The organism is Kyrpidia tusciae DSM 2912 (assembly GCF_000092905.1).
GTDB lineage: Bacteria > Bacillota > Bacilli > Kyrpidiales > Kyrpidiaceae > Kyrpidia > Kyrpidia tusciae.
In genome coordinates this window covers 1,257,027-1,280,657 of sequence record NC_014098.1, presented here as the reverse complement: position 1 = coordinate 1,280,657, position 23,631 = coordinate 1,257,027, and the positions used below count along the sequence as shown (strand labels likewise).

Genomic DNA, 23,631 nt, shown 5'->3' with positions numbered 1-23,631 from the left:
TAGCCTCCCGCGAGACCAGAGGGATATTTTGCCCTCAGGCAACCCCTGGCTTTGGGTCATCCCCTCTCCGGGGATACACGAATGTCTTCGTCCATTTCCTGTACAGGTTCATCATCCCCACAAAATCCGCGTCCGCGCTGTACCGGTGGTTCGGGTTCTTGCATGTGAACCGTGGGCCCTTGCGTTCCCCGAGCACCTTGCAGTGCGGACAGACCTGGGACGTGTAGGCCGGGTTGCGCTCCACCGTCAGAATTCCTTCCCGAAACGCCAGGTCCCGGACCCATTTCATGATCTGTCCGCGCAACCAATACGCTCGTTTGTGGTTCTTCCGCCCGCTCCGGCTCATCTTCTCTTTCGGCGGCCGGTACCGGCGCAGGTGCTCGAACACGATCACCCTTGCGCCGTGCTCCCTCGCGAACCGGACAATGGCCACGGCCGTCTGCTTGGCCGCGTTCTCGTCCAGGTTCCGGATCTTGTTCCACAAGTTCGCGTTGTCTTGGACGCCCGGCTGAAGCCGTCCGCTTTGTTTCCGCTTGCGGTGAATGGCGGTCAACAGCCGGTGCCGGCGGGGGTTCAAGGCCCTGCCGTCCACGAACCTCGTGGCCGCCAGCCGCCCTTCCACGAACGCTCCCATCACCGCCAGCCTGCCCACGCCCAGGTCCACCGCAACCACCGGCATCTGTGGGTTTGCCCGGCGCTGTTCCTCTGCCTTCCGGGGTTTGTCCACGGATTTCTCCATCGGGATGTGGATCGCATACCGCACCCCGCCCGGATACCGTTTGTCCCGCTTCCCGTACACCGTCAGGGATTTCGCCACCCATGTCCGGTCCCCTTTTTCTTCGCCGGAACCGGCCTGGGTCGCCTTTGAACGTTTCCTTTCCCGAGCGATGCGTTCTTTCTCCAGGGCGGACCCGGCGAGAAGCGCTTCGGCCCGGGCGTGAACCACAACCGGCAGCGACACCTTTTCCCACTTCTGCCCCGTGTGCAGTTTCAGACTGATGAACGTGTGCCGCTTTTTCTTCTGCGGGTTCAGGTCATACGCGGGATGCTCGACCATCCCCGCATAAAACGTCACCGGTTCGTTCGGTGCGCCGAGTTGGGGTTCCCGCATGCGCCGGTCCGGTGTCGTTTCCTCCCAAGTTTTCAGGTGGCTCCACCAGGACCGCACCTTGCCGATCGCCTGGTTGATCGCCGCCCGCCGCAACTCCGTCGGCATCCCCTCCGCAGACGGAACGTGCTCGTCAAGCGGCCACCCCGGGTTCGGGTGGGCTTTGGTCGCCAAGGTGTGAAACTCCGCGAAGGTCAACAGTTCTTGGTTGGTGCGCCTTCGTTCTTTGATAGACCCGTCCTTCTTCCGAACCTGGACCGGCTCGTCCAACACGTGCAGGTGCGCCGCGAAAAAGTCTATGTAAAAGGCAATTACGGCATTATAGATGTCCTTGGTCCTCTCCAGCGCCTCCCTCTTGCACCGATGGACCTCCTTGTGAATCCCGATCCGGATCGTCTTGATGACCGTGACCAGTTCCCTCACCTCCCATCTCTTTCATGGCCTGCCCAATCTTTTTCCGGAACTCCTGCGACCGCTTGCCGTACATCCTGGCCGAGAACACCGTGATGATCATCAACAGGTCGCTGTTCGATGGGCATTTCTTTCGTATACCCGTAATGACCATGCAATAAGAGACATTCATGGATCGCTTTGGTCGCGATGTGCGGCCCGATCCACTTACACATTGAGGCTTCTTTCGTATGAGGAAGGCCCTCGTCTCGCATCCAGAGAGTGCGGTAACAGAACCAACGGGCCATTTCCAACCAGGTGTGGTATTCGGCGATGGGAAAGGATACACCTTCAAATTTGGCCAGAGGGCGACCGAAGGCCTGCCGTTCCTTTACGTAGGCCAGCGTTTCCTCAATCGTCTGTTCACGGCGCGCATACGCTCATCATTCATCCGACCGTTCGGTTGCTAAAACCCGTCTTCCTTGCCTGCGTAGAGCACCCCAAGCGCTTTATCCATGATCAGATCAGCCTTCCGGCCAAGGTCCCCTCTAGAATCGCCCTCTCGGCGTCCAGTGCCTCCGGGTCATTCGCGCCCCCGATTACAAAAAGCGGTTTTCCCTCTTGAACAGGTGGCAGCGATGGAACCAGTGGTTCTAACCGCTCTCCATTAAGCCAAGTCTGGGCATCTGGGATCTGCAGCCGGATAAATCCCAGCGCCGTCAGTTCTTCCAGAAGAGTGCGGTTGGATTCCTGTCCCGCGGCAATGATCACCGAGTCGGCGGGAAGTACAACAGATTTCCCCTTTTCCTCAATTTCGACGCCGCCCGGTACAATGGCCTTGTACCGGATTTCAGTGCGGATATCCACACCACGACGGGCGAGTTCATTCAACACCACCCAGCGCGTCGTCCGCCCCACATGTTCCGCCACGCGGCGACCACGGCGCAAAAGGGTCACTTTCCTGCGCGGCCGTAATCGTTCTGAAATCGATGAAACATCCTCCACAGCCTGTTCCAGAAGAAAAAGAGCCACTTCAGGGGAAATTTTTCCTTCGGTTAAGCGCAAGGCCACATCCAGGGCAATCCCCCCGGCTCCAATCACCACCACTTTCTCTCCCACAACCGCGCGATCCTCAAAATAATCTGTATAGTAACATACATGTGGAAGGTCTGAGCCGGGCATTGAAACGGAACGGGGAACCACCCCAGTCGCCAGTACACAGGCATCAAACGATTGCAACACCGAGCCGCTCACCGCCGTATGAAGCCGTACATCTACACCAAGGCGGTTCAGCTCATGGCTGTAATACTCAATCGTCCGGACAAAATCCCCTTTCCCCGGCACCCGGCCGGCCCAGCGAAACTGCCCTCCCAGGCTCCTTTCTTTCTCAAACAGTGTCACCCTGTGACCCCTCAGCGCCAGCACCCGGCAAGCTTCCATTCCGGCAGGCCCGCCGCCGACCACGGCCACCCGCATGGGGTTCTCTGTCCTAACAACCGGCAGCAGGCTCTCCCTGCCGGCCTGTGGATTCACCAAACAGGACACCGGACGGTGCGTGAACGTCTTGTCCAGGCATGCCTGGTTGCAGGCAATGCAGGTATTGATGGATTCCGGACGGCCTTCTTCCACCTTGCGAACAAAGTGCGGATCAGCCAGAAACGGTCGGGCCATCGATACAAAATCCGCCACCCCTTCGGCCAGGAGGCGATTGGCCAACTCCGGCCTGTTGATCCGGTTACTCACCACGACAGGGATCGAGACGGCCCTCTTGATTTCCCCGGCCACATGGGCAAAAGCGGCATGCGGAACATGGGCCTGCACGGTGGGAATCGCCGACTCGTGCCAGCCGATGCCGATGTTTAATGCATCCACCCCATTTTCTTCAAGCAGCCTGGCAAAACGCACCGTCTCTTCCCACGTTGTACTGTCCGGGATCAAATCCAGACCCGACATCCGAAAAATCACCGGAAAGTCTTCACCTGCACAGCGCCTTACGGAGCGGGCAACTTCCAGGCCAAAACGCGCCCGCTTTTCAAATGTCCCTCCCCATCCATCCTCCCGCCGATTCGTCACCGGGGAAAGAAATTGATTGATGAGATATCCTTCCGACCCCATGATCTCCACGGCGTCAAACCCGTATTCCTTGGCCAGAGCCGCGCCCCTTCCGAATGCTTCGATGATCGCCTCGACCTCGTCCTCCCGCAATTCCCTCGCCAAAGTCGGGCTCATCCGCGTTGGAACTGCGGACGGTGCCACCGGCTGCAATCCGGTCTTGTCCTCCCTGGCATACCGGCCCGCGTGGAACAGCTGCAGGGCAATCCTGCCACCCGCCTGATGGACTGCTGTCGTAATTCTAACAAATTTATCGCTTTCCGTAGAATCCCAGATCCTCGAAAACTGTAAATCGCTGGCCCCCTCCGGAGTTACAGCCGACCCTCCGGTGATGATCAGTCCCACCCGCCCCTTTGCCCGCTCCGCATAAAAGGAAGCAAGATATTCGGCGCCTTTGGGAAAGTTTTCAAAACCGAGATGCAGCGAACCCATGATGACTCGGTTTGGCAATACCAGCCGGCCAATGCGGCCGGCAGACAAAAGCAGTTCATACACGACGTTTCCCCCTCGTCTTCATGTAAACTTTCGGTCATCTTTCTGCTTTGTTATTCATTGAAAGACATCCCTCCTACAGGGTGCCCCTCTGGTGATCCCCCTGATAGCAGTGATCGTGTTGGTGTAACCTGCTCTACGATCAATATACGTCGGATCCAACATCCATACAAGTGCTTTCTGAGACCAAAAGTCGACAGAGAGCCTCCTGAACCTCTGTACTTCCGCCACCAAACCTCTTGCCAACGTCGGTGCACCTCGTATGGGTGATTTTCCCATTCCTCCATCACTTTACTTTTGTACTTTTAATCTGAAAGCCAACCTTACCCCATCATGCTGTAACCGCCATTGACCGAAAGTACCTGGCCGGTGATCCAGCTGCTTTGATGAGACAGCAAGAACAAGCACGCAGCTGCAACGTCATTGGGCACCCCAGTGCGCTGAACGGGGTACTTTTTCCGTATCTTCTCCAAGGTTTCTTCCGAAAACCCCAGATATCCCTGATCCACCAACCCCAAAGACACAACATTGACCTGCACCCCATTTTTTCCCACATCCTGGGCCAACGACTTGCTGAAGCTGATCACCCCGCCGCGGGCGGCGGCAGATATAATCAGGTTCGGATCGCCCATTCGGGCCGAATCGCCCACGAGGTTTACCATTTTTCCTTCGCCTTGCTCCACCATTGTAGGCACAAATACATAAGCGAGGTGAAGTGTACCATAAAAGCAAACGTCCACTACCCGTTTCCAGTCTTCAGGCTGTGTCTTAAAAAATTTTTTGGCGGGCGCATAGCCGGCATTGTTGACCACCCCGTACACCGGACCCAACTGTCTTTCAATTTCTTCTTTCATCAATCGGACCTGATCCAGGCTCGCAATGTCGGCACACGCCGCCACCGCTTTGCCTCCCAACTTCCGAATCTCTCCCACCGTTTCTTCCGCCGCCCCTTGGGAGGAGAGGTAATTGACAGCTACATCCGCCCCCTCCCTTGCCAAACTCAGAGCGATTTCCTTGCCAATTCCCTTGGCTGCGCCGGTGACCAGCACCACTTTTCCCCTTAATCCAAGGTCCAAAGTCGGTTGCCCCCATTCTTTTATGAGATACGTTGTAGATTGGACAAAACCTGCAGCGTGCAACTCGGCAGTGATTTGCCCAATTTATCCTGAATCATGCGGGCAGCGCGAATCATGACGTCCATATCAACCCCGGTATTGATGCCGATACCGTGCAGCATGTACAGCAAGTCTTCGGTGCATATGTTGCCGAGAGCCCCCGGCGCATATGGACATCCGCCGAGCCCGCCTAGAGAGGATTCAAACCGGGTCACGCCGGCTTTCAGACTCACTGCCACATTCGCAAGACCCAGCCCACGAGTATCATGAAAGTGCAGCGCGATACGATCGATCGCCGTTATTTTCTCAACTTCCTCCAACACGTGTTCCACCTGTCCCGGATTGGCCACACCAATCGTATCAGCCAGAGAGATGTCTTGAATGCCCATGTCCACGAATCGTTGCACGATGTACATGGTCTGCGAAACCGATACACTTCCCTCAAACGGACAGCCAAACACGGTGGACACGTAGGCACGAACAGAAATTCCGGCAGCCGCACACCTGTTTACTACCTGTTCAGCTTCCATCAGCGACTCTCGGATCGATTTGTTCACATTGTTGAGATTGTGCGACTCACTGGCGGACACAAACAAAACCGCTTCATCAATCCCCGCTTCCAGCCCCCGCTCCAATCCTCTGACATTGGGTACGAGCGCCGAATACGTCACCCCAGGAACTCTTCGAATGCGTCTGAAAACATCGGCGGCGTCCCGAAGAGCGGGAATCCATTTGGGATGCACAAAAGAACTGACCTCGATGGCCGTAATGCCGCTCGTGCTCAGTAGGTTGATCCATTCGACCTTATCGTCTGTTTCAACGAAGGTCCCTTCGTTTTGCAACCCGTCCCGCGGCCCCACTTCTCGAATGAAGACTTTCTTCGGCCACATGTTCTCCACTCCTGTTCCGTACCAAGTCGATAGCCGGACAAAACAACGATACTTTAGTACGATCTCGGCAGGCCAAGGACGTGTTCCGCGACGAAAGACAAGATCAAGTTGGTGGAAATCGGCGCCACTTGGTACAACCGGGTCTCGCGAAATTTCCGTTCGACGTCGTACTCTTCGGCAAAGCCAAACCCTCCATGAGTCTGAAGGGCCACATTCGCAGCTTCCCACGACGCATCGGCAGCAAGCAGCTTCGCCATATTGGCCTGGGCGCCGCACGGCTGTCCGCTGTCAAAGAGTTCAGCAGCCTTAAACCGCATCAGATCAGCCGCCTCCACATTCACATAAGCCCGGGCAAGTGGGAACTGAATGCCTTGGTTTTGGCCGATTGGACGATTGAACACGACACGTTGTTTCGCGTACCCGACAGCCCGATCGATGAACCACCTCCCGTCTCCGATACACTCGGCGGCGATGAGGATTCGTTCGGCGTTCATTCCGTCCAAAATATAGCGAAATCCTTTCCCTTCTTCTCCGATAAGATTCTCCGCCGGCACTTCCAAACCCTCAATAAACAATTCCGTCGTGGAGTGGTTCATCATCGTTCGGATCGGGCGAATCGTCAGTCCCTTTCCCACGGCTTCCCGCAAGTCCACCAGCAGGACCGACAGGCCCTCCGTACGTTTTTTGACTTGGTCTACAGGGGTGGTCCGGACCAAAAGCAACATGAGGTCCGAGTATTCAGTTCGGGAAATGAATACTTTTTGTCCATTGACGATATATTTGTCGCCTTTACGAACCGCGGTGGTTTTCAATTGCGTCGTATCGGAACCTGTATTCGGCTCCGTGATTCCGAAGGCCTGCAACCGCAAAGTACCGTCTGCAATTTTCGGTAGATATTTACGCTTTTGTTCCTCTGAACCATGGCGAAGCAATGTGCCCATGGTGTACATTTGAGCATGACAAGCACCGGCGTTCCCCCCGGAACGATTGACCTCCTCGAGGATGATCGACGCTTCCGTAATCCCGAGGCCCGCGCCGCCGTATTCCTCAGGAATCAGCGCAGCCAAATAGCCGGCTTGAGTCAAAGCATTGACGAATTCCTCCGGGTAGGCTCTCTCTTGGTCCAATGCCCGCCAATAGGAATCCGGGAATTTTTCGCACACCTTGCGGACACCGCGCCGCAGATCTTCGTACAACTCCGCTTGATTCCCATGATTCACTGTACTCTCCTTCCCCTTAAACTCCCACAACGCCTTTGTCGACCAATTCCTGCAGGCGATGAGACTCTCCGATCTCTTCTAGAATTACCCTAGTATGCTGTCCAAGAAGCGGCGCTGGACTGCGAATTTCCGCCGGCGTCTCCGTCAAACGGACCGGCAGTCGCGGTATGCGAAGTTCCGGAATATGCGGGTGTTGCACCTTTTGCAACATATCGAGCGCCTCAGTCTGCGGATCGCGATAAACTCGAGACACTTTTTGAACCGGCGAACACGGGATCCCGGCCGCCTCCAAACGTTCGATCCACACCGCGGACGGATACTGTCGAAACCGGGCACTGAGAATCTGTTCCAGTTCCTCTCGATTCGCCACACGGTCGGGGTTGTGTGCAAACCTTGGATCTGACGCCAATTCAGCGCACCCCATCGCCTCCGTCAATTTCTCAAACAACACATCATTGGAGATGCCGATAAGGATCAGATCATCTGCCGTTTGAAACGTACCGTATGGGGCAAAGGCCATGTGTCTGGCCCCTTGAGGTACCGGGTCGCGATTCGTGGCTTGGTAGGAAGTCAGGTGATAATTCATCCAATAGATACCCGTTTCAAACAGTGACGTTCCGACAATTTGTCCGCGCCCGGTCCGCTCACGATGAAATAAGGCAGACAAGATGCCGACCGCCGCCCACATGGCACTGCCGGCGTCGAGAATCGACACTCCGGCGCGAGAGGGTTCTTCCTCCCGACTCCCGGTAATACTCATGATGCCCGTGCGGGCCTGCAGAACAGCATCATATCCCGGTTTCCATTGGTCCTTTCCAGCTTCACCATACGCAGTCAACGAGCAATACACGAGAGAAGGGTACTGCCGCACCAATGTAACACTATCTAGTCCATACTTTTCCAGAACACCTTTACGAAAGTTTTCCACCACCACGTCCGACCTGGCAACCAGTTTTAGGATGATCTCTCTGCCTTCCGGTTTGGTAAAATCCAAGGCCATCGATCGCTTATTCCGGTTGATCGCGAGAAAATAGGCCGACTCGCCATTCCACTGGGGACTCATGTGCCTCGCATCATCCCCCTTCGATACCCGTTCGATTTTAATGACGTCCGCCCCCAGATCTGCCAGGATCGCGGTAGCGGACGGTCCAGAGATGTTCGTGGTAAAATCCAATATTCGTAACCCTGTCAGCGGTCCTTTGGCACCATTCCCCTTGTCCGTTGTCATGGAGCTGCACATCCTCCTTGCCATCCGCCCTACCGCCCCACAAAATTCGGCGGTCTCCTTTCATTGAACGCACGAATTCCCTCAAGCCTGTCCTCCGTGTCGACGCACTTGTTGTACCAGTACAACTCGCGAATCCGGGCATCCGCATCGGGCATCCCAAACAACTCGTCGATGGCCGCTTTACTATACTGAACCGCCAGCGGTGCATTCTGGCTGATACTTCTCGCCAGGTTCAGGAATTCTGTATCAAGCTGTTCTCGAGGAACGAGACTGTTCACCGCCCCCATCGATGCCATTTGCCAAGCGGTAAATTTTTGTCCCGACAGGATGACTTCTTTTGCCCGGTGGACGCCGATTCTCTTCGCCAATAAGCGAGTTCCTCCACCACCGGGCATGATTCCCCTCGTAACCTCGGGAAGCCCGAACACCGCATCTTCCGATACCACCCAAAGATCGCAGTTCAGAGCCAACTCCATGCCTCCTGCAAGACAATAGCCGTCGATGACAGCAATGGTCGGCATCGGGAGATCAGCGAGCGTATAAAACATTTCTTCGAAAAGCTTATGTTGTGCCCTCCATTGTTCATCGGTCATATTGTTGCGCTCTTTCAGATCGGCCCCGGTACAAAAAAACCGGCTGTCCGAGGAAACCAGTCCCACAACACGGATATCGTCGCAGCCCTGAATATCCCTGCACGCGGAGATCAACTCTTTCGCCATCTCTGTGTTGAACGCATTCATCACCGGTTCACGACTTAGCACAATCTGGGCAATCCGAGGATCTTCCGATCTTCGGATCCACCGTACGTACGACATGGTACCCCTCTCCCTTGTTTGTAAACTGCCTATAAAGACATTCCGGATCGGCTCAGCACACACATATTGTATATCGGATCCATTATCCGATCAAGCGTGGGGGATACCTTTCACCCTTCTCCGTGTTCATGGTCATTCCGCAAATAATGCCCTCACGTCGGGCAGCCGGTCCAGAGCCATCGTTCGTCCGATCAATCGCTCGGCTTCCTCCGCTGAGATACACCCGTCGACAAGATCACGGAATTTATTCATTAATTCTTCTGTTGATACGGGGTTTTCGAAATCACCTTTCGGATACTCGGTGGACGCAGTATACTCCGCCCCGCCGCGGGTTCGGATCACGACCCGCGCCCCCCATTTTTCAGGATACCTCGATTGGCATACCGGATCCACGGCTACTCTGACTTTCTTCAACAGGCCCCGCACCGTTGAATCTTTCAACGTGTCTTCGGTGAAATCTCGAAGTGACGCACGTCTTTTGACCGCTGCCAGGGCAGCGCAAAACTGTAGGCTAAACTTGGCCGCGTAAACACTTTCGGGATTGGGATTGTCCGTAATATCAAGAGCGACTTGGTAAGTGTTCACCTCGATCCCTCCGATATTCTCCGGAACCAAATTGTTCCGGTTCACCAGTTCAATCACTAAATCGACAGCATGATGAGTATGACGACAGGAAGAATGGATCTTGAAGCAATTCTCCATAATCTTATATCCCATTCCGAGCCCGCCAACAATCTTGCCGGCATCATATTCTTGAGCCATCGCCCGGAGAAACCCTCTATCCCCTTCCAGAATCCGAGATGCTCCCGTAAACCCGTCTTTGGCCAGGCAGGCTGCCAGAAGGCCATTCATGCCCGCTTTCCCCGAATGAAGATGCTTACTCATGGCACCGTCTTCGATAAATTCCCAAAGACCGGCCGCCTGGGTTCCGGCATTTCCCAAAGCATGAACCGTTTGTTCGACGGAAAGATCCAACAATTTACTTGCAGCCGCGGCGGCCCCAAAAGTCCCGACAGTGCCCGTCGTGTGGAAATATCGGTAGTGAGAAGGGGTCACCGCCTCCCCAATCCGGATACACACCTCGAACCCTGCAACGACAGCCTCAATCAGACGTGGGCCGGATGCCGCCACTTGTTCCGCCAGGGCAATCGCTGCAGGGATCACCGCCGTACCTGCATGAATGATGGCGCCCTTGTGCACATCATCTAACTCCACGATGTGAGAACTTACGCCGTTAACAAATGTTGTTAACAATGCCGAGGTCCTCTGTCGTTCCTTTCCAGTCACGCGGGCCGGCTGTCCGCCCCCGATCACCGTTGCCTGGGGAATTCCACCTTGATCCGCTGCAAAGCGACGAACAATGGCCGAAGGAGGCGTTTGAGATCCCGCAATGGCGCTGCCCAACCAATCCAGAACGGTGACTTTCGTCAGATCCACCACCTCGGGAGGCAGCGATGAGAACCGTACCTGTCGAATCCAATCCGCCAATTCAAATGTCAAAGACTCTCTCATTTTACTACACATCCTCCTTTGCCGCTCTTGCCGATCCTTTCCGCCGTACCATCACCGGCATTTCACCTTCCTGCACGATTTCCCCTCTTTGATTAATCAATTCAAATTTGCGAAAGACAATGCCCTGAGCAGGATTCGAAGTCTCTCGTTTCCCTGTCACGATCATACGAGCATGGATCGTATCGCCGATGAACACCGGTTTCACAAATCTCCAGTTGTTGATCCCAAGCAGTGCAATGACCGTACCTTCCATGATCCCCGTACGCTGCATGAGTCCTGTCAACATCGATAACCCAAGCAAGCCGTGGGCAAGTCGCCGCCCAAATCGAGTCTGAGCAGCAAATTCTTCGTTTGTGTGTATTTCGTTGTAGTCACCGGACAACCCTGCAAAATTCGTAATGTCCGCCTCGGTCACCGTTCGACCGGGGGACACAACTTCCATTCCTTCATTGAAATCTTCAAAGTAAAGACCCACATCAAACACCCCCTGATTTCGGTAACAGCACTGCACCTTCCTGGTGCAGAAGTTTGATATCCTTGTCAGCATACCCGACAGAAGCTAAGATCTCCTCGGCATGCTCACTGAGCAACGGAGGACGCAATCTCACCGTCTTGTGGGCCTCGGCCGGTGGCTGCAAGGGAGATCGTGTCATGCGAAACGAACCGATGCCGGGGTATTCACTCGTCACAACCATCTCCCGCGCCAGGGTTTGCTCATGCTGCAGCACCTGGTCAATCGTGTGGATGGGCGCACAGGGAACTCCGGCCTCCCGCAGAAGTTCAAGCAGTTTCTCCGTTGTAAACGCTCCTACCAACCCTTGCAACTCTTCGGCCAGTTCTCTGCGATGCTGAACCCTAAGCGCATTGGTCTTGTACCGGTCTTGTTCAGCCAATTGGGGAACACCGAGAACGTTGCATAATCGCGCAAACAAACCGTCGTTCGGCGCAGCGATGATGACGTACCCATCGACTGTTTCAAACGCTTGATAGGGGGCAATGCTGAAATGAGAAGCCCCCAAGCGTTTCCCAACCTCGCCCGTAATCAAGTATGTCGTGGCATAATACGTCATGAGACCGAGCTGGCCTTCGAAGAGACTGGTTTCGATCATTCTCCCCTCCCCAGTCGCTTTTCTTTCAAACAACGCACTCAAAATCCCAATGGCCGCCCACATTCCTGCTGTTAAGTCGGTAATCGACCACCCGGTCCGAACCGGCGGTCCATCTTCGATTCCGGTCACCGACATCAGCCCGCTGAATGCCTGCATCATCAAGTCGTAGCCTGGCAGTTCCTTGAGAGGGCCGCTTCGACCAAAAGCACTGACGGCACAGTAAATTAACCCAGGATTTTCGGCCTTGAGGGTCTCATAACCGAGCCCCCATTTTTCCATCGTTCCATATCGGAAATTCTCGACCAGCACATCGGCTTCTCTCGCGAGCCGTCGTACAATTTCCCGGCCGGATTCAGTCTTTAAATTTACAGCTATACTCCGTTTATTGCGATTGAATGCAAGAAAATAACAGCTGGCCCCGTTTACGACCGGCTCGTACCGCCGTGTTTCATCGCCGTCAAAGCTTTCGACTTTAATGACGTCCGCACCCAGGTCACCCAAGATCATCGTGCAAAAAGGTCCGGCCAGAACCCTGCTCAAATCGAGTACTCGAACCCCCGTTAAAGGAAACAACCCGTTCACCCTCTTCTTTCTTCCATCCCATTAATCAGGTTCTCGGGACAGTATCGCCGTAACTTGGCTCGATAAGACTCCTCCGTTGCCGTGAACAAGGGCCACATCACATTGTGCCAACTGACGATCCCCGCACTCCCCCCGCAGTTGGCGCACCGCCTCGATAATCAGAAAGATTCCTAACATACCCGGATGGCAATAGGAAAGTCCGCCGCCGTTCGTATTCACCGGGAGTTCGCCCCCCGGCGCGATCCGCCCGTTCTGAACAAATGCCCCTCCTTCTCCTTTCCTACAAAAGCCGAGATCCTCAAGAAACAGAAGCACGTTGATGGTAAACGCATCATATAACATGACCAGATCAATATCGGAAGCTTTAACCCCGGCCATTTCGTATGCCCTTTGCCCGGAAATCTTCGCCGCCGTCTCCGTAAGATCCGGCATTTCCAAAATCGAACGATGGAAATGCGCCTCGCCGGCCCCCAACAGATACACAGGTTTTTTCTTCAGGGACTTGGCTCTTTCTGCGGATGTCATGACGACGGCGCCGCCGCCGTCCGTCACCAAACAGCAGTCCAGTTTATGAAGTGGAGAACTGATCATCGGCGAGGCCAATACGTCCTCCACCGTGATGGGATCTCTCTTGAACGCCTTGGGATTCTTCATCGCCCATTGCCGAGCCGCCACCGCCACTTCCGCCAACTGCTCACTCGTGGTGCCGAATTGCGCCATATGCCGTCGTGCCGCCAGAGCATAGGAGCTGATCGGGTACATCGACCCGAAGGGTTCTTCAAAAGGGCTCATCTCCGACATGCTGACCAATTTCCCGGAATCGGTCCTCTGGGTGCTCCCATAGCAAATCAGAGCCACATGGCACAGCCCCGCCTGAATGGCTGCCGCCGCGTGCAAAAGATGAGAGACAAAAGACGATCCGCCGATCGTGGTGGAATCGGTATACTTGGGTACAATGCCCAAATATGCTCCCAGGGACAGGGTCGGCATGTAATAGTAGGCCGACGCTGAAAACAATCCGTCCACCTCAGATTTGTCGATCCCGGCTTCGTCCAACGCACGCTTGGCGGCTTGGGCCATCAAGTCGATCGCCGACATATGGGGAACGTGACCCAAGTCCGATTCAGCCACTCCGACAATGGCAACCTGACCCCGGATACTCATTCATGCGAACCTCCTATTCCGCTACCCGAAACATCGGGAGGGTCACTTCATCGGTAACATGGTGATATTCAACCTGAACCCGTTGACCCATTCGCAAATTCTCCGGGTCGTCAAGCCCCACCACATTGCCCATCACCCGGATTCCTTCATCAAGGTCAATCAGCGCAACCACATAGGGAGCATCCGGCTTAAACCTCGGATCCACAGGACGATAAACCACCGTATATGAGTATACATTGCCAAATCCGGACGACTCCTCCCAGACCAGATCGTCCGACATGCATTGCGGACAGACAACCCGAGGATAGAACACCGACCGGCCACACCCTCTGCAGCGTTGGTAAAGAAATTTCTCTTCCCGAAGGCCCTCCCAAAATGTCGATGCCACTCCTTTGGTTACGGGCAAGGGTTTTGTGTATTCCGCCAAAGAAATCCCTCCTGTTCTCATCGTACCCGTTACATGTAACGACCGCCGGTAACCTCCAGCACGGTCCCGGTCATATAATCCGAATAATCGGAACTGAGAAAAACAACAGCTTTGGCAATATCCAGAGGTACGCCGATCCGTTCCATGGGGATTTCGGCAATCTTGATCTGACGAACCTTTTCCGGAACGGCTCTCGTCATGTCGGTGTCGATGAATCCCGGTTGAACAGCATTGACACATACTCCGTATTTGGCCAGTTCTTTAGCGGCGGCCTTGGTCATACCTACGATCCCCGCTTTCGCTCCGGAGTAATTCACCTGCCCGATATTCCCAACTTTCCCGGCGATGGACGAGATGTTGACGATCTTGCCTTTTCTTTTTTCACGCATATGGATGGCGGCCGCTTGCATACACAAGAAAGTCCCCTTCATATGAACGGCAATCACTTCATCAAATTGTTCTTCGGTCATTTTATGAAGCATCGCATCCCGGGTGATGCCGGCGTTGTTGACCAGGATATCCAGGTCGCCGAAGTGTTCAATCGTGTCCCGAACCATGGCGGTTACCTCGGGGCGATTGGCGACATTGACTTGGACTCCTCGCGATCTTCGACCAAGAGACCGGATCTCCTCTGCAACTGCGTCTGCTCCCTCTTGGTCCAAATCAGCAACCGTGACATCCGCTCCATGTTTAGCCAAAAGAAAAGCAATCTCTCTCCCGATCCCCTTGGCCGCTCCGGTAACGATCGCAATTTTTCCTGTCAGATCCATAACACTCACTCCTCTTTGGATTCATACTCACGCTCTACATGGGGATCGCGCAGAATGAAACCCGGATCGTTTTTAGATTCAACCGCTCGGCATCCCTTCATTTTGTGATCGTTTGGGCACGAGCACTTTGCGGCGGAAACGCAAAACCGGAGTGCCGTGTTGATTTTTCGCCAGAGTTTCCACCAACACGATGCCGCGATCAGGTTTGGAGGTCGATTCTCTTTTTTCTAAGACCGTGGTCTCCGCGTAAATGGTATCGCCGACGAAAGTTGGTGCCAAATGTTCAACTTGTTCGTACTCGAGGTTTGCAATACACTTCCCACTAATACCGCGAACGCTCAGCCCAACAGCAATACTGAATACCAAAGTGCCGACGACCAAACATTGCCCATGTTGCGTGTTGGCACCATAATGACGGTCGATGTGCAGCGGATGCTGATTCATCGTCAATAGGCTAAACCATATGTTGTCAACTTCCGTAATCGTCCGCCCCGGATAATGTTTGTAGGTAGCACCAACCTCCAATTCTTCGAAAAACTTCCCAAATCGAGTCTCTTCTTCGTAAATCGATCCCATCCCTCAACCCCCTCATTCATAACCGATTCACGTTCATAGCATGCGGCCACATCCACAGCGAAAGATCACTTTTGGCCACTCGTAGATATTTTATATCGGATCCAATATTACTTCAACAATCTGATGCGGGAATAACGAGGACACAATTTTTTGCCTTTTTTCATTTTGGTTGCCGCCCACATCTGCCGCGGGGGGCGCTCAGCCTCACAACCGGCGAAGATAGTGGACGCTAAAGAGACCCTCGGGATCCGTCCACACCCGCACGGGCTCCCACCCGCCTTCCAGGGCCAGGCGTTGGAACGCTTCAACCGTGTATTTATAAGAGTTTTCTGTGTGGATGCGCTCCCCCGCTTGAAAGTGGATCGCCTGGCCCGCCAGATGAACCCTCTGTTCCACCCGGCTGATGAGATACATTTCGATGCGGTCCATCGACTCGCGATAGACGGCTTGGTGCTGGAAGTTCTCGATCTGGAAATCGGCCCCCAACGTATGATTGATGTGTTGAAGAGCATTGAGATTAAAGGCCGCCGTGATGCCCCGGGCATCGTTGTAGGCGCGCCAGAGCACCTCTTTCTCCTTTTTCGTGTCCACTCCGATCAGCAGCCCGTCCCCCCTGAGCAGCTCCGAGGCGAAACGGCGCAACAACTGTATGGCTTCCGGCGGATCGTAGTTGCCGATGGAAGATCCGGGATAAAACAGGAGCACAGGTTTTCGGTTTTCTTCGGACCGCCAAAATGGGGAAAAATGGGTATAATCTGCGCATACCGCCTTTACCTGTACATGGCGGTGCTTCTCAGCCACAGCGGCAGCCCCCCGCCACAGCTCTTCCCGGGAGATGTCCACGGGTATGTAAACCGTTCCCTCCGAGGCAGAGGCAAGCAGGATATCTGCCTTGTCCCCGTCCACACTCCCGAGCTCCACGAGACAGGGGGCAGATCCGGAAAGTTCGAGGATTTCCTCGGCATGTTCCCGCAAAATCGACATTTCTGTCCTGGTCAAATAATATTCGTCGAGCAAGGTGATTTCCTTAAATAAGCGGGACCCCCGCTCGTCATAAAAATACTTGCAATGAATCGTTTTCGGTGATTGCCGCAGTCCGCGTAAAACTTCTGCCGGATCCTCAGTATGGGCCGGATGGGTGTCGTACACCTGAAGATTGGGAATCTCGGTCGCCCGCCAAACGGCCTCACTCAAATTGGTTTTCATACCCGATCCTCCTTGATGTCCCGCGCCAGGCGAAATCCTGTAAAAGGCCAGCGTTTTTCAGGACGATAAAAGTTGCGATAAGTCGCGCGAATATGGTCCTTGGGCGTCACGCAGCACCCGCCCCGAAGGACCATTTGGTTGCTCATGAATTTTCCATTGTACTCCCCGAGAGCTCCATGAGCCGGCTTGTACCCGGGATAAGGCGCATATGGACTGCTGGTCCATTCCCAGACATCGCCAAATCCTTGCAGCAGCTCCCCGGTGCTCTGCGACGGTGCGACAGGTTGAGAAGGCGATGCCGGTCTCGGGTGAAAGGTCCCGCTCTCCAAGAAATGACCGAAGGACGGCCATTCTGTCCGAAAGGCGTGCTCCCATTCTTCTTCGGTGGGCAGGCGGGCCCCCGCCCAACGACTGAACGCATCGGCTTCATAAAAACTGACGTGGCACACCGGCTCATCCGGATTCAGCTTCTGGTACCCGGACAAAGTAAAAACCCACCACTCTCCCTCAATCTTGTCCCAGTATAAAGGCGCATTCCATCCCTGTTTTTGGACAGTCTCCCAGCCGTCGGACAACCAATACTCCGACCGCTCATATCCTCCCGCTTCCATGAATTCAAGAAACTCCTCATTGGTCACGGGGAGAGACGCCAGCTCATAGTCGTTCAGCCATGCGTGATGCCGCGGCGTTTCATTGTCGAAGGCGAAGGACTCCGAATCGTGGCCAATAGAAACCAACCCGCCTTGAATCCGCTTCCAATGCGGGGAGATGCGAACCTGCGGTTGGGGAGAGTTGGGCGTGCTGTAGGAGGGTTTCAGGGGGTTTAAATAAAAGTTCATCTTAATGTCCATCAACAAGAGTTCCTGATGCTGCTGTTCATGGTGAAGTCCCAGCTCCAAAATCGAGCGCAGGTGGGCCTTTGCCTCCAGATTTTCAGATTGGATCCATTGCACCATGTGCATGTCGACATGTCGGCGATACGCGTAGATCTCTTTCAAGGTCGGCCGGGACAAATGCCCTCGGTCTGTCCTGACAATGTGAGATCCAACCTGTTCGTAATAGGAATTAAACAGATGCGAGTACAACGGGTGATAGGGCCGATATCCCGCAATTTCCGGGATCAACAAAAAGGTTTCAAAAAACCATGAGGTGTGGGCCAAATGCCATTTTGGCGGGCTCACATCCTCACACACCTGAATGACAAAATCCTCAGGTTCAAGAGGAAGACACAGCGATTCTGTCAGACCGCGGACCGCCTGATAGCGTTCAACCCAGTGCTCATGTTCGGACATGGCGATACACTCCTTTCGCCCTATCGAATCTCAATTCCGCGCCAAAATGCAATCCAGTTTTGGATGCGAGCAGCTTCTGGCTTCGGACTGCGGTATGACCAGGCCGCATCGGGATTGATATCACTATCGACCTTGACGTGATAGTAAGAGGCGACTCCTTTCCACTGGCATACGGAAGTGGTTTCACTCGGAATAAGGTATTCTGTACGAACAGCTTCAGGAGGAAAATAGGTGTAACCATCGACCTCAACAGTTTGATCGCTTTCCGCAAGTACACGACCTTTCCACACGGCTTTCGGCATGGGCGATACCTCCATATCATATTTTTAAATGTTCTATCATCATCACACAAACCTGTCAACGCGGGTGAGGCTCAATTTTCTTCCTTGGCCTTTCGCGGCGATCCGGTCTCATGTGCATGTCAGGGTGGCGCTCTCTTTGTGCCCAGTCCCGCTATGCCAAGCGGGCTCAGCAGACCGCCCCCTTCAACCACGGCTCACGACTTGAACGACACGCGATAACTCAGAAAATCCTCCAAGCTCCTCAGCACATGTTCCCTCATGGCAGTCCGAGCGGCGGTGACATCTCCGCCGCGGATCGCCTCGACGATCCTGGTATGCTCTTGAGCAGACCGGGAAGGCTGCTGGGGCAACAGTTCGGGCAGGTGCGGAGGCAGTCCGTTCCACAACAGGTTCAACAACATCACCAGCCGAGGGCTGTGGCTCGCCTCCCAGATCGAGCGATGAAACGCTTCGTTGGCAGAAACGAACTCCGAGGTCGAACCTTGGTCGGCCATTTTGACCGTGTCCTCAAAGGCCGAGAGAATCTCCTCGTGGTCCCCCGGGTGTTTCGCGGCCCGGGCCGCCGCCTCCCCTTCCAGCAGAGCGCGAATCTCGTAATGATCTGAAATCTCATCATCGGTGAGGACCCGGACAACCGCTTTGCGGTGGGACTGTAAACTGATTAAGCCGTCCCTCTGGAGGATTTGAAAAGCCTCCCGCACGGGCATCCGGGAAATGCCCAATTGATTCGCGATCTCTTCCTGCACCAGCTCTTGGCCGGGCTTTAATTCACCGGAAAAAATGGCTTTTCGCAAAATCGCCGCCACCTGCTCGCGCATCGGCTGCACCGAGATGGGTTCCATCTTTGTGTTCCTCCATTCGCCTTCGTGCTTCAGCGTCAAGATTTGTTGCTCTCTGTCTCTATCCTAACGAACCTGGCAGCTGTTCCGCAAACATTTTGTGCAGCCGGGTCTTCCGAGGGTCGTATCACCTTCCTGAGGAGATCTGATATAATCCCAACCAAGAGAAGGTCAATACCGAGAATACTGTTGAGTCTTTTGGCCGCCCCGCACGTCTTGGAAGGGAGTCGAATGGTCAGCCTGTCGAGATTTTTGAGCCTCCTTGAAGCGGAGAAACGTGTAGAAGCCGTGTTTAACCCGTGGGCCGAATTTGATCGGGTGTACGACATAGATGGCCGAGCACCGGCAATACGCCGCCAGAACCTGGAAGGATATCTGCGGCCTCGTTTGGGTCGGGCACGCCATCTTCTCATCGCCGAGGGGGTGGGGTATCAAGGGGCGCGGTTTTCCGGCATCCCGCTGACCTCCGAGCGAATGATCCTGGGGAGGCATCCCGTGGTTCGCCCCATCCACCTTGTTTCGGAAGGTGAATCTCTTGCACGGACCAGTAACCCTCACCACCCCGGACTCAATGCCCGGCAACAGCGGGATGGTTTCGCCGAACCCACGGCCACAATCCTTTGGGAAGTCATTTTGACGAATCGGATAAACCCCTTTGAGGTAGTATGTTGGAATATTTTCCCTCTTCACCCTTATGATCCTAAAAAGGGGGCGCTCAGCAACCGCACGCCGACAAAAGGGGAAATCGAACGGGCCACCCGTTACACCGCCATGATGATCGAGCTTTTCCCCACGGCCCAGATCACTGCCGTCGGTGCCAAAGCCGACTGGGGATTAAAGCTTCTGGGTGCCGCCCATCGGTCTGTCGCACATCCGGCCAACGGTCACAAGCGGCAATTCTCGATTCAATTGACCAAGATCCTGGGGGAAGAACACGTCCGCGCCCGGCACGGGGGCTCGGCGACTACAAACAGGGGGTGTGGTAGATGAAAGGACTGCTCATGGCGATTCATATCGGCGGGGTTAAGACGATGACCGACCCATCCCAGGCGGGCCGGACATGGCGCAGCGCAATCTTGAAACAGCCGGTCTCCGGGCCCGTTTGGCTCGGCCGGACGAACCTCGCCGCGGATGAACAAGCGGACCTCAAGCACCACGGCGGCCCGGACAAAGCCGTCCTCGCTTACGCGTACGCCCACTACCCCTTGTGGCGTGAAGAACTGGGCTTATCCGAAATGGGGCCGGGTGGCTTTGGAGAGAATTTTGTCGTCTCCGGCATGGCCGAGCCGGAGGTCTGCATCGGCGATACGTTTCGCGTCGGTGAAGCGGTGGTGCAGGTGTCCCAACCCCGACAGCCCTGCTGGAAACTCGGCCGTCGCTGGAACCTGGCGGATCTGCCCAAGCGGGCCGAGGAAACCGGCCGCACCGGGTGGTATTTTCGCGTGCTGGAAGAGGGATGGGTGGAACCCGGACAAGAGATGGTCCTCGTCGATCGCCCGTTTCCCCAGTGGACGGTGGCCCGGTGCAACGAGATCATGCACCACCGCCGGCACGACCGAGCGGCGGCTGCCGAACTCGCCGCTTGTCCGGCGCTGTCTGAGAGTTGGAAAAAGACCCTGGGGCGAAGGGCTAAGGACGGAACCAACCCCGACCCCCGGGCCCGCCTCCAACCTGAAACGGAAACACCCTGACGGCGAGGGCGGCTCCGCCGGGCCGCCGGGTGGGACCGGGGGACGAAATCGATCTACGGCTGAGATGGTCGCTTTCACCCCCTGGACCGGACTTCGAACATGGCGAATTTCAGATAATTGCTCTCTTCGCTGCCGTGAATGACCGGGTGGTCCTTGGCCGCACCCCGAAGTTCGACCAGCCGCAGGATTTTCCGCGCGTCAACAGCAGCATCGGTGATGGTGTCGAGAAACAGATCCCGGTGCATATGCCAGGAACAGGAGGCCGTGACGAGAAAGCCGCCGTCCCGGACCAGCTTCATCCCCCGCAGATTGATCTCCTTGTAACCTCGAATCGCCCCCGGCAGCGAAGAGCGGGATTTGGCAAAAGCCGGCGGGTCGAGGATCACAACATCGAACTGCCGGCCCTGGTCAACGAGGGCACGCAACTCATCAAAGGCGTTCGCTTCCACAAACTCCGCCCGCCCGGAGAAGCCATTGACCTCCACATTTTCCCTGGCCAAATCCAGGGCCTCCCGGGACTGGTCCACGCACACCACATGCTCTGCGCCGAATTTTAACGCGTGAAGGGCGAAAGCCCCCGTGTGGGTGAACACGTCCAGGACCTGGGCGCCGGGAACCAGCGGGGCGATGGCCGGGCGATTCTCCCGCTGATCGAAAAAATACCCGGTCTTCTGTCCCCGCCACACGTCCACGGCCAAACGAAGCCCATTTTCCTCGATCCACACCCTCTCCGGCACCTGGCCGAAGTCTTCGCGCACGTCAAGGGGCAGGCCCTCTTTCCCCCGAACCGGCACATCGTTCCGGAGCAGAATCCCTCGGGGGTTCAGACGATCCACCAGGGCCCGGCGAATCCAGGGCCAGAGCCGCTCCATTCCAAGAGCGAGCACCTGGACCACCAGAATATTTTCAAACCGGTCCACGATGAGTCCAGGAAGAAAATCTGCCTCCCCGTAGATCAATCGACAACTTGGCACCCCTGGCAAAAATCGCTCCCGCCAGGCCAGGGCTTCGTCCACCCGCCGGGCGGCCCAAGAGGCATCGATGGGTTCATCGACCCGATAGGTGAGCACCCGAACCAGGATCTGAGACCTCGGGTTGATATACCCTCTGGCGAGAAAATGTCCCTGATGGTTGACCACCTCGACGACGTCCCCTGGTGCCGGATCGCCTTCCACCCGGGCCACTTCGCCGCGAAAAATCCACGGGCTGCCCCGTTCCAGACGCCTTTTCCGATCTTTGTGAAGAACGACTCTACCCATGAACGAAGTGACCTCCCCACAATGCCGACGCCCGCTCTGATCCCCGCCGGTTCACGCTTGGCCACGTCCTGCATATACATACATGTCCCATCACGATGTCCCGGAGGACAATCTTATGTATGCCTGGTTTGGACTTTTCGCGGGTTTGGTGGGATTTCTCGGCGGGATGTGGACGCTCCGCCACGGTCTTGAACCCCTGGCCGCCGGCCACCTGCCCGCCATCCTCAATCGACTGGTGAAGACGCCGCTTCGGGGACTCATCACCGGCACCCTCGTCACAGCCCTCCTCCAGAGTTCCGGAGCGGTCACCGTGATCACCATCGGGTTGGTGGCGGCCGGGACCCTGGCCTTTCCAGACAGCATCGGGATCATCCTCGGCGCCAATATCGGCACCTGTGTGACGACCCAGATCATCGCCCTCCAACTGGACGCCTTGGTGCTCCCCTGTCTCGTGGCCGGCGTCTTCCTGACCCTGACCTCCCGGAGACTGTGGCACCACATCGGCATCACCTTGATCGGGTTTGGGATGATTTTCATGGCCCTTAAACTCATGAGCCTGTCTTTGCAGCCCATCGGCCGATCCGAATGGTTTCGCCGGCTGCTCTTGGAATCGTCGGACAACCCCTGGCTGGCTGTCCTCAGCGGCACCGTGCTCACCGCCCTGGTTCAGAGCAGCAGCGCCACCACGGCCCTCACCATCGCCCTGGCCAGCCAGGGGCTGGTGGATCTTTCCGGCGCCGTCGGCATCGTCATCGGCAACAACGTGGGCTCCTGCGTCACCTCAGTGCTGGCCTCCATCGGCGCCCCCACGGCGGCAAAACGAGTGGCGGCCGCTCACGTCCTGCTAAACGTCTTAGGAGCAGCCGCTTTTATGCCCATTCTTCCATATTTCACGGCCTTCATCCAACACACCGGAGGTACGCCGGCTCTGCAGGTGGCCAACGCCCACACTTTCTTTAACATCATCAGTTCCATCGCGGTCCTGCCCGTGGCTCGGCCCTACGCCGCCTTGATCGAACGGCTGGTTCTCGACCGAAAAGCGCCCGGTCGCTGAGAAGCCGCTCGAACGTCGCCCAGGACCCTCAGGCGTCGCTCAGGCTTCGAAGCGCCGCTTCAAAAATCGCGGTATTGTTGGGGTAGCCCTTCTCCCGCTGCAGCCGCAGGGCCTCTTGGGCCTCCACCCACCGGGCCCCGGCGATCTCCTCCTCCTGGGGGCGAATCGCCTCGGACCGCGCCTTTACAAGGTAATAGTGCACTTCTTTTTCCCCCGATTGTCCATCCGGCCGGGTGTAAGAGTATCTCACTGTGCCGATGGCTCCCAAGATTTCGCCCCGGACCCCGGTCTCTTCTTCGATCTCCCGCAGAGCCGTTTGCTCCAGGGTTTCCCCCGGGTCCTGATGACCCTTGGGCAGCGAGACATGGCCAAACCGGTCATCGATGATCAGAATCTCCCACGCCTCGTTCCGCTGCCGAACCACCACGCCCCCCGCGGCCATTTCCATCTTTACTCACCCCTCCTGCGAATCCCGGTT

At 55.8% G+C, this 23,631-nt stretch carries 24 protein-coding genes; 3 read left to right on the top strand and 21 right to left on the bottom strand.

The genetic code is table 11. The features are described from left to right. Positions 1-34: 34 nt before the first annotated feature. The 19 genes from BTUS_RS06335 to BTUS_RS06245 form a co-directional block, all read right to left on the bottom strand. Positions 35-1,531: a zinc ribbon domain-containing protein gene (locus tag BTUS_RS06335; protein WP_013075289.1), complete on the bottom strand. Its 1,497-nt coding sequence runs from the start codon at positions 1,529-1,531 to the stop codon at positions 35-37. Further along, complete coding sequence (locus tag BTUS_RS17415) at positions 1,528-1,863, bottom strand: acyl-CoA dehydrogenase family protein (protein ID WP_245543397.1); 336 nt, start codon at positions 1,861-1,863, stop codon at positions 1,528-1,530. Before BTUS_RS17415 ends, BTUS_RS06335 begins: the two co-directional genes overlap by 4 nt. A 154-nt stretch (positions 1,864-2,017) precedes the next feature. Continuing rightward, positions 2,018-4,105 carry an NADPH-dependent 2,4-dienoyl-CoA reductase gene (locus BTUS_RS06325; protein ID WP_013075288.1) on the bottom strand — a complete coding sequence of 696 codons (2,088 nt, stop codon included), beginning with the start codon at positions 4,103-4,105 and terminating at the stop codon, positions 2,018-2,020. A 320-nt stretch (positions 4,106-4,425) separates the two neighbouring features. After that, positions 4,426-5,178: an SDR family NAD(P)-dependent oxidoreductase gene (locus BTUS_RS06320; RefSeq protein ID WP_013075287.1), complete on the bottom strand. Its 753-nt coding sequence runs from the start codon at positions 5,176-5,178 to the stop codon at positions 4,426-4,428. Between the two features lie 20 nt (positions 5,179-5,198). Then, the gene (locus tag BTUS_RS06315) at positions 5,199-6,107 is read right to left on the bottom strand and encodes a hydroxymethylglutaryl-CoA lyase (RefSeq protein ID WP_013075286.1); all 909 of its coding nucleotides are present in this window, start codon (positions 6,105-6,107) and stop codon (positions 5,199-5,201) included. Between the two features lie 53 nt (positions 6,108-6,160). Beyond that, positions 6,161-7,327, bottom strand: coding sequence for an acyl-CoA dehydrogenase family protein (locus BTUS_RS06310; RefSeq protein WP_013075285.1), 1,167 nt, complete (start codon positions 7,325-7,327; stop codon positions 6,161-6,163). A gap of 16 nt (positions 7,328-7,343) precedes the next feature. Continuing rightward, complete coding sequence (locus tag BTUS_RS06305) at positions 7,344-8,555, bottom strand: CaiB/BaiF CoA transferase family protein (RefSeq protein WP_013075284.1); 1,212 nt, start codon at positions 8,553-8,555, stop codon at positions 7,344-7,346. A gap of 29 nt (positions 8,556-8,584) precedes the next feature. Next, positions 8,585-9,370 (bottom strand): enoyl-CoA hydratase/isomerase family protein, encoded by a 786-nt coding sequence (locus tag BTUS_RS06300; RefSeq protein ID WP_013075283.1) that lies wholly within the window; start codon positions 9,368-9,370, stop codon positions 8,585-8,587. A 132-nt stretch (positions 9,371-9,502) separates the two neighbouring features. Then, positions 9,503-10,882, bottom strand: coding sequence for an MmgE/PrpD family protein (locus BTUS_RS06295; RefSeq protein ID WP_013075282.1), 1,380 nt, complete (start codon positions 10,880-10,882; stop codon positions 9,503-9,505). A gap of 4 nt (positions 10,883-10,886) precedes the next feature. Continuing rightward, complete coding sequence (locus BTUS_RS06290) at positions 10,887-11,357, bottom strand: MaoC family dehydratase (protein WP_013075281.1); 471 nt, start codon at positions 11,355-11,357, stop codon at positions 10,887-10,889. 1 nt (position 11,358) lies between these two features. After that, on the bottom strand, positions 11,359-12,573 hold the full coding sequence (locus tag BTUS_RS06285; protein WP_041303830.1) for a CaiB/BaiF CoA transferase family protein: 1,215 nt from the start codon (positions 12,571-12,573) through the stop codon (positions 11,359-11,361). Between the two features lie 21 nt (positions 12,574-12,594). Beyond that, positions 12,595-13,737, bottom strand: coding sequence for a thiolase (locus BTUS_RS06280; RefSeq protein WP_013075279.1), 1,143 nt, complete (start codon positions 13,735-13,737; stop codon positions 12,595-12,597). A gap of 13 nt (positions 13,738-13,750) precedes the next feature. Further along, complete coding sequence (locus BTUS_RS06275; RefSeq protein WP_013075278.1) at positions 13,751-14,164, bottom strand: Zn-ribbon domain-containing OB-fold protein; 414 nt, start codon at positions 14,162-14,164, stop codon at positions 13,751-13,753. Between the two features lie 29 nt (positions 14,165-14,193). Then, positions 14,194-14,934, bottom strand: coding sequence for a 3-oxoacyl-ACP reductase FabG (fabG, locus tag BTUS_RS06270; protein ID WP_013075277.1), 741 nt, complete (start codon positions 14,932-14,934; stop codon positions 14,194-14,196). Between the two features lie 78 nt (positions 14,935-15,012). Then, positions 15,013-15,510, bottom strand: a complete 498-nt coding sequence (locus tag BTUS_RS06265) for a MaoC family dehydratase (RefSeq protein ID WP_013075276.1) — start codon at positions 15,508-15,510, stop codon at positions 15,013-15,015. Positions 15,511-15,714: 204 nt separating this feature from the next. Beyond that, positions 15,715-16,716, bottom strand: a complete 1,002-nt coding sequence (gene egtD / locus BTUS_RS06260; protein WP_013075275.1) for an L-histidine N(alpha)-methyltransferase — start codon at positions 16,714-16,716, stop codon at positions 15,715-15,717. Next, entirely contained in the window at positions 16,713-18,008 is a 1,296-nt protein-coding gene (egtB, locus tag BTUS_RS06255; protein ID WP_013075274.1) for an ergothioneine biosynthesis protein EgtB, read from the bottom strand. The genes egtD and egtB overlap by 4 nt, the downstream gene beginning before the upstream one ends. A 20-nt stretch (positions 18,009-18,028) precedes the next feature. After that, positions 18,029-18,310 (bottom strand): DUF427 domain-containing protein, encoded by a 282-nt coding sequence (locus tag BTUS_RS06250; RefSeq protein ID WP_013075273.1) that lies wholly within the window; start codon positions 18,308-18,310, stop codon positions 18,029-18,031. Between the two features lie 194 nt (positions 18,311-18,504). Then, entirely contained in the window at positions 18,505-19,152 is a 648-nt protein-coding gene (locus tag BTUS_RS06245; protein ID WP_013075272.1) for a GntR family transcriptional regulator, read from the bottom strand. A gap of 228 nt (positions 19,153-19,380) precedes the next feature. On the opposite strand from BTUS_RS06245, the gene BTUS_RS06240 reads away from it, so the two are divergent. Then, the gene (locus BTUS_RS06240) at positions 19,381-20,139 is read left to right on the top strand and encodes a uracil-DNA glycosylase (protein ID WP_052300562.1); all 759 of its coding nucleotides are present in this window, start codon (positions 19,381-19,383) and stop codon (positions 20,137-20,139) included. Then, complete coding sequence (locus tag BTUS_RS06235; RefSeq protein ID WP_013075270.1) at positions 20,136-20,840, top strand: MOSC domain-containing protein; 705 nt, start codon at positions 20,136-20,138, stop codon at positions 20,838-20,840. The genes BTUS_RS06240 and BTUS_RS06235 overlap by 4 nt, the downstream gene beginning before the upstream one ends. A 74-nt stretch (positions 20,841-20,914) precedes the next feature. Here BTUS_RS06235 and BTUS_RS06230 read toward each other — a convergent pair whose 3' ends face one another. Next, positions 20,915-22,099, bottom strand: a complete 1,185-nt coding sequence (locus BTUS_RS06230; protein ID WP_013075269.1) for a class I SAM-dependent rRNA methyltransferase — start codon at positions 22,097-22,099, stop codon at positions 20,915-20,917. 115 nt (positions 22,100-22,214) lie between these two features. Here BTUS_RS06230 and BTUS_RS06225 point away from each other — a divergent pair, with 115 nt between their 5' ends. Then, positions 22,215-23,153, top strand: a complete 939-nt coding sequence (locus BTUS_RS06225; RefSeq protein ID WP_013075268.1) for a Na/Pi cotransporter family protein — start codon at positions 22,215-22,217, stop codon at positions 23,151-23,153. A gap of 28 nt (positions 23,154-23,181) precedes the next feature. Here BTUS_RS06225 and BTUS_RS06220 read toward each other — a convergent pair whose 3' ends face one another. Next, positions 23,182-23,601, bottom strand: coding sequence for an NUDIX hydrolase (locus BTUS_RS06220; RefSeq protein WP_013075267.1), 420 nt, complete (start codon positions 23,599-23,601; stop codon positions 23,182-23,184). Positions 23,602-23,631: the final 30 nt, after the last annotated feature.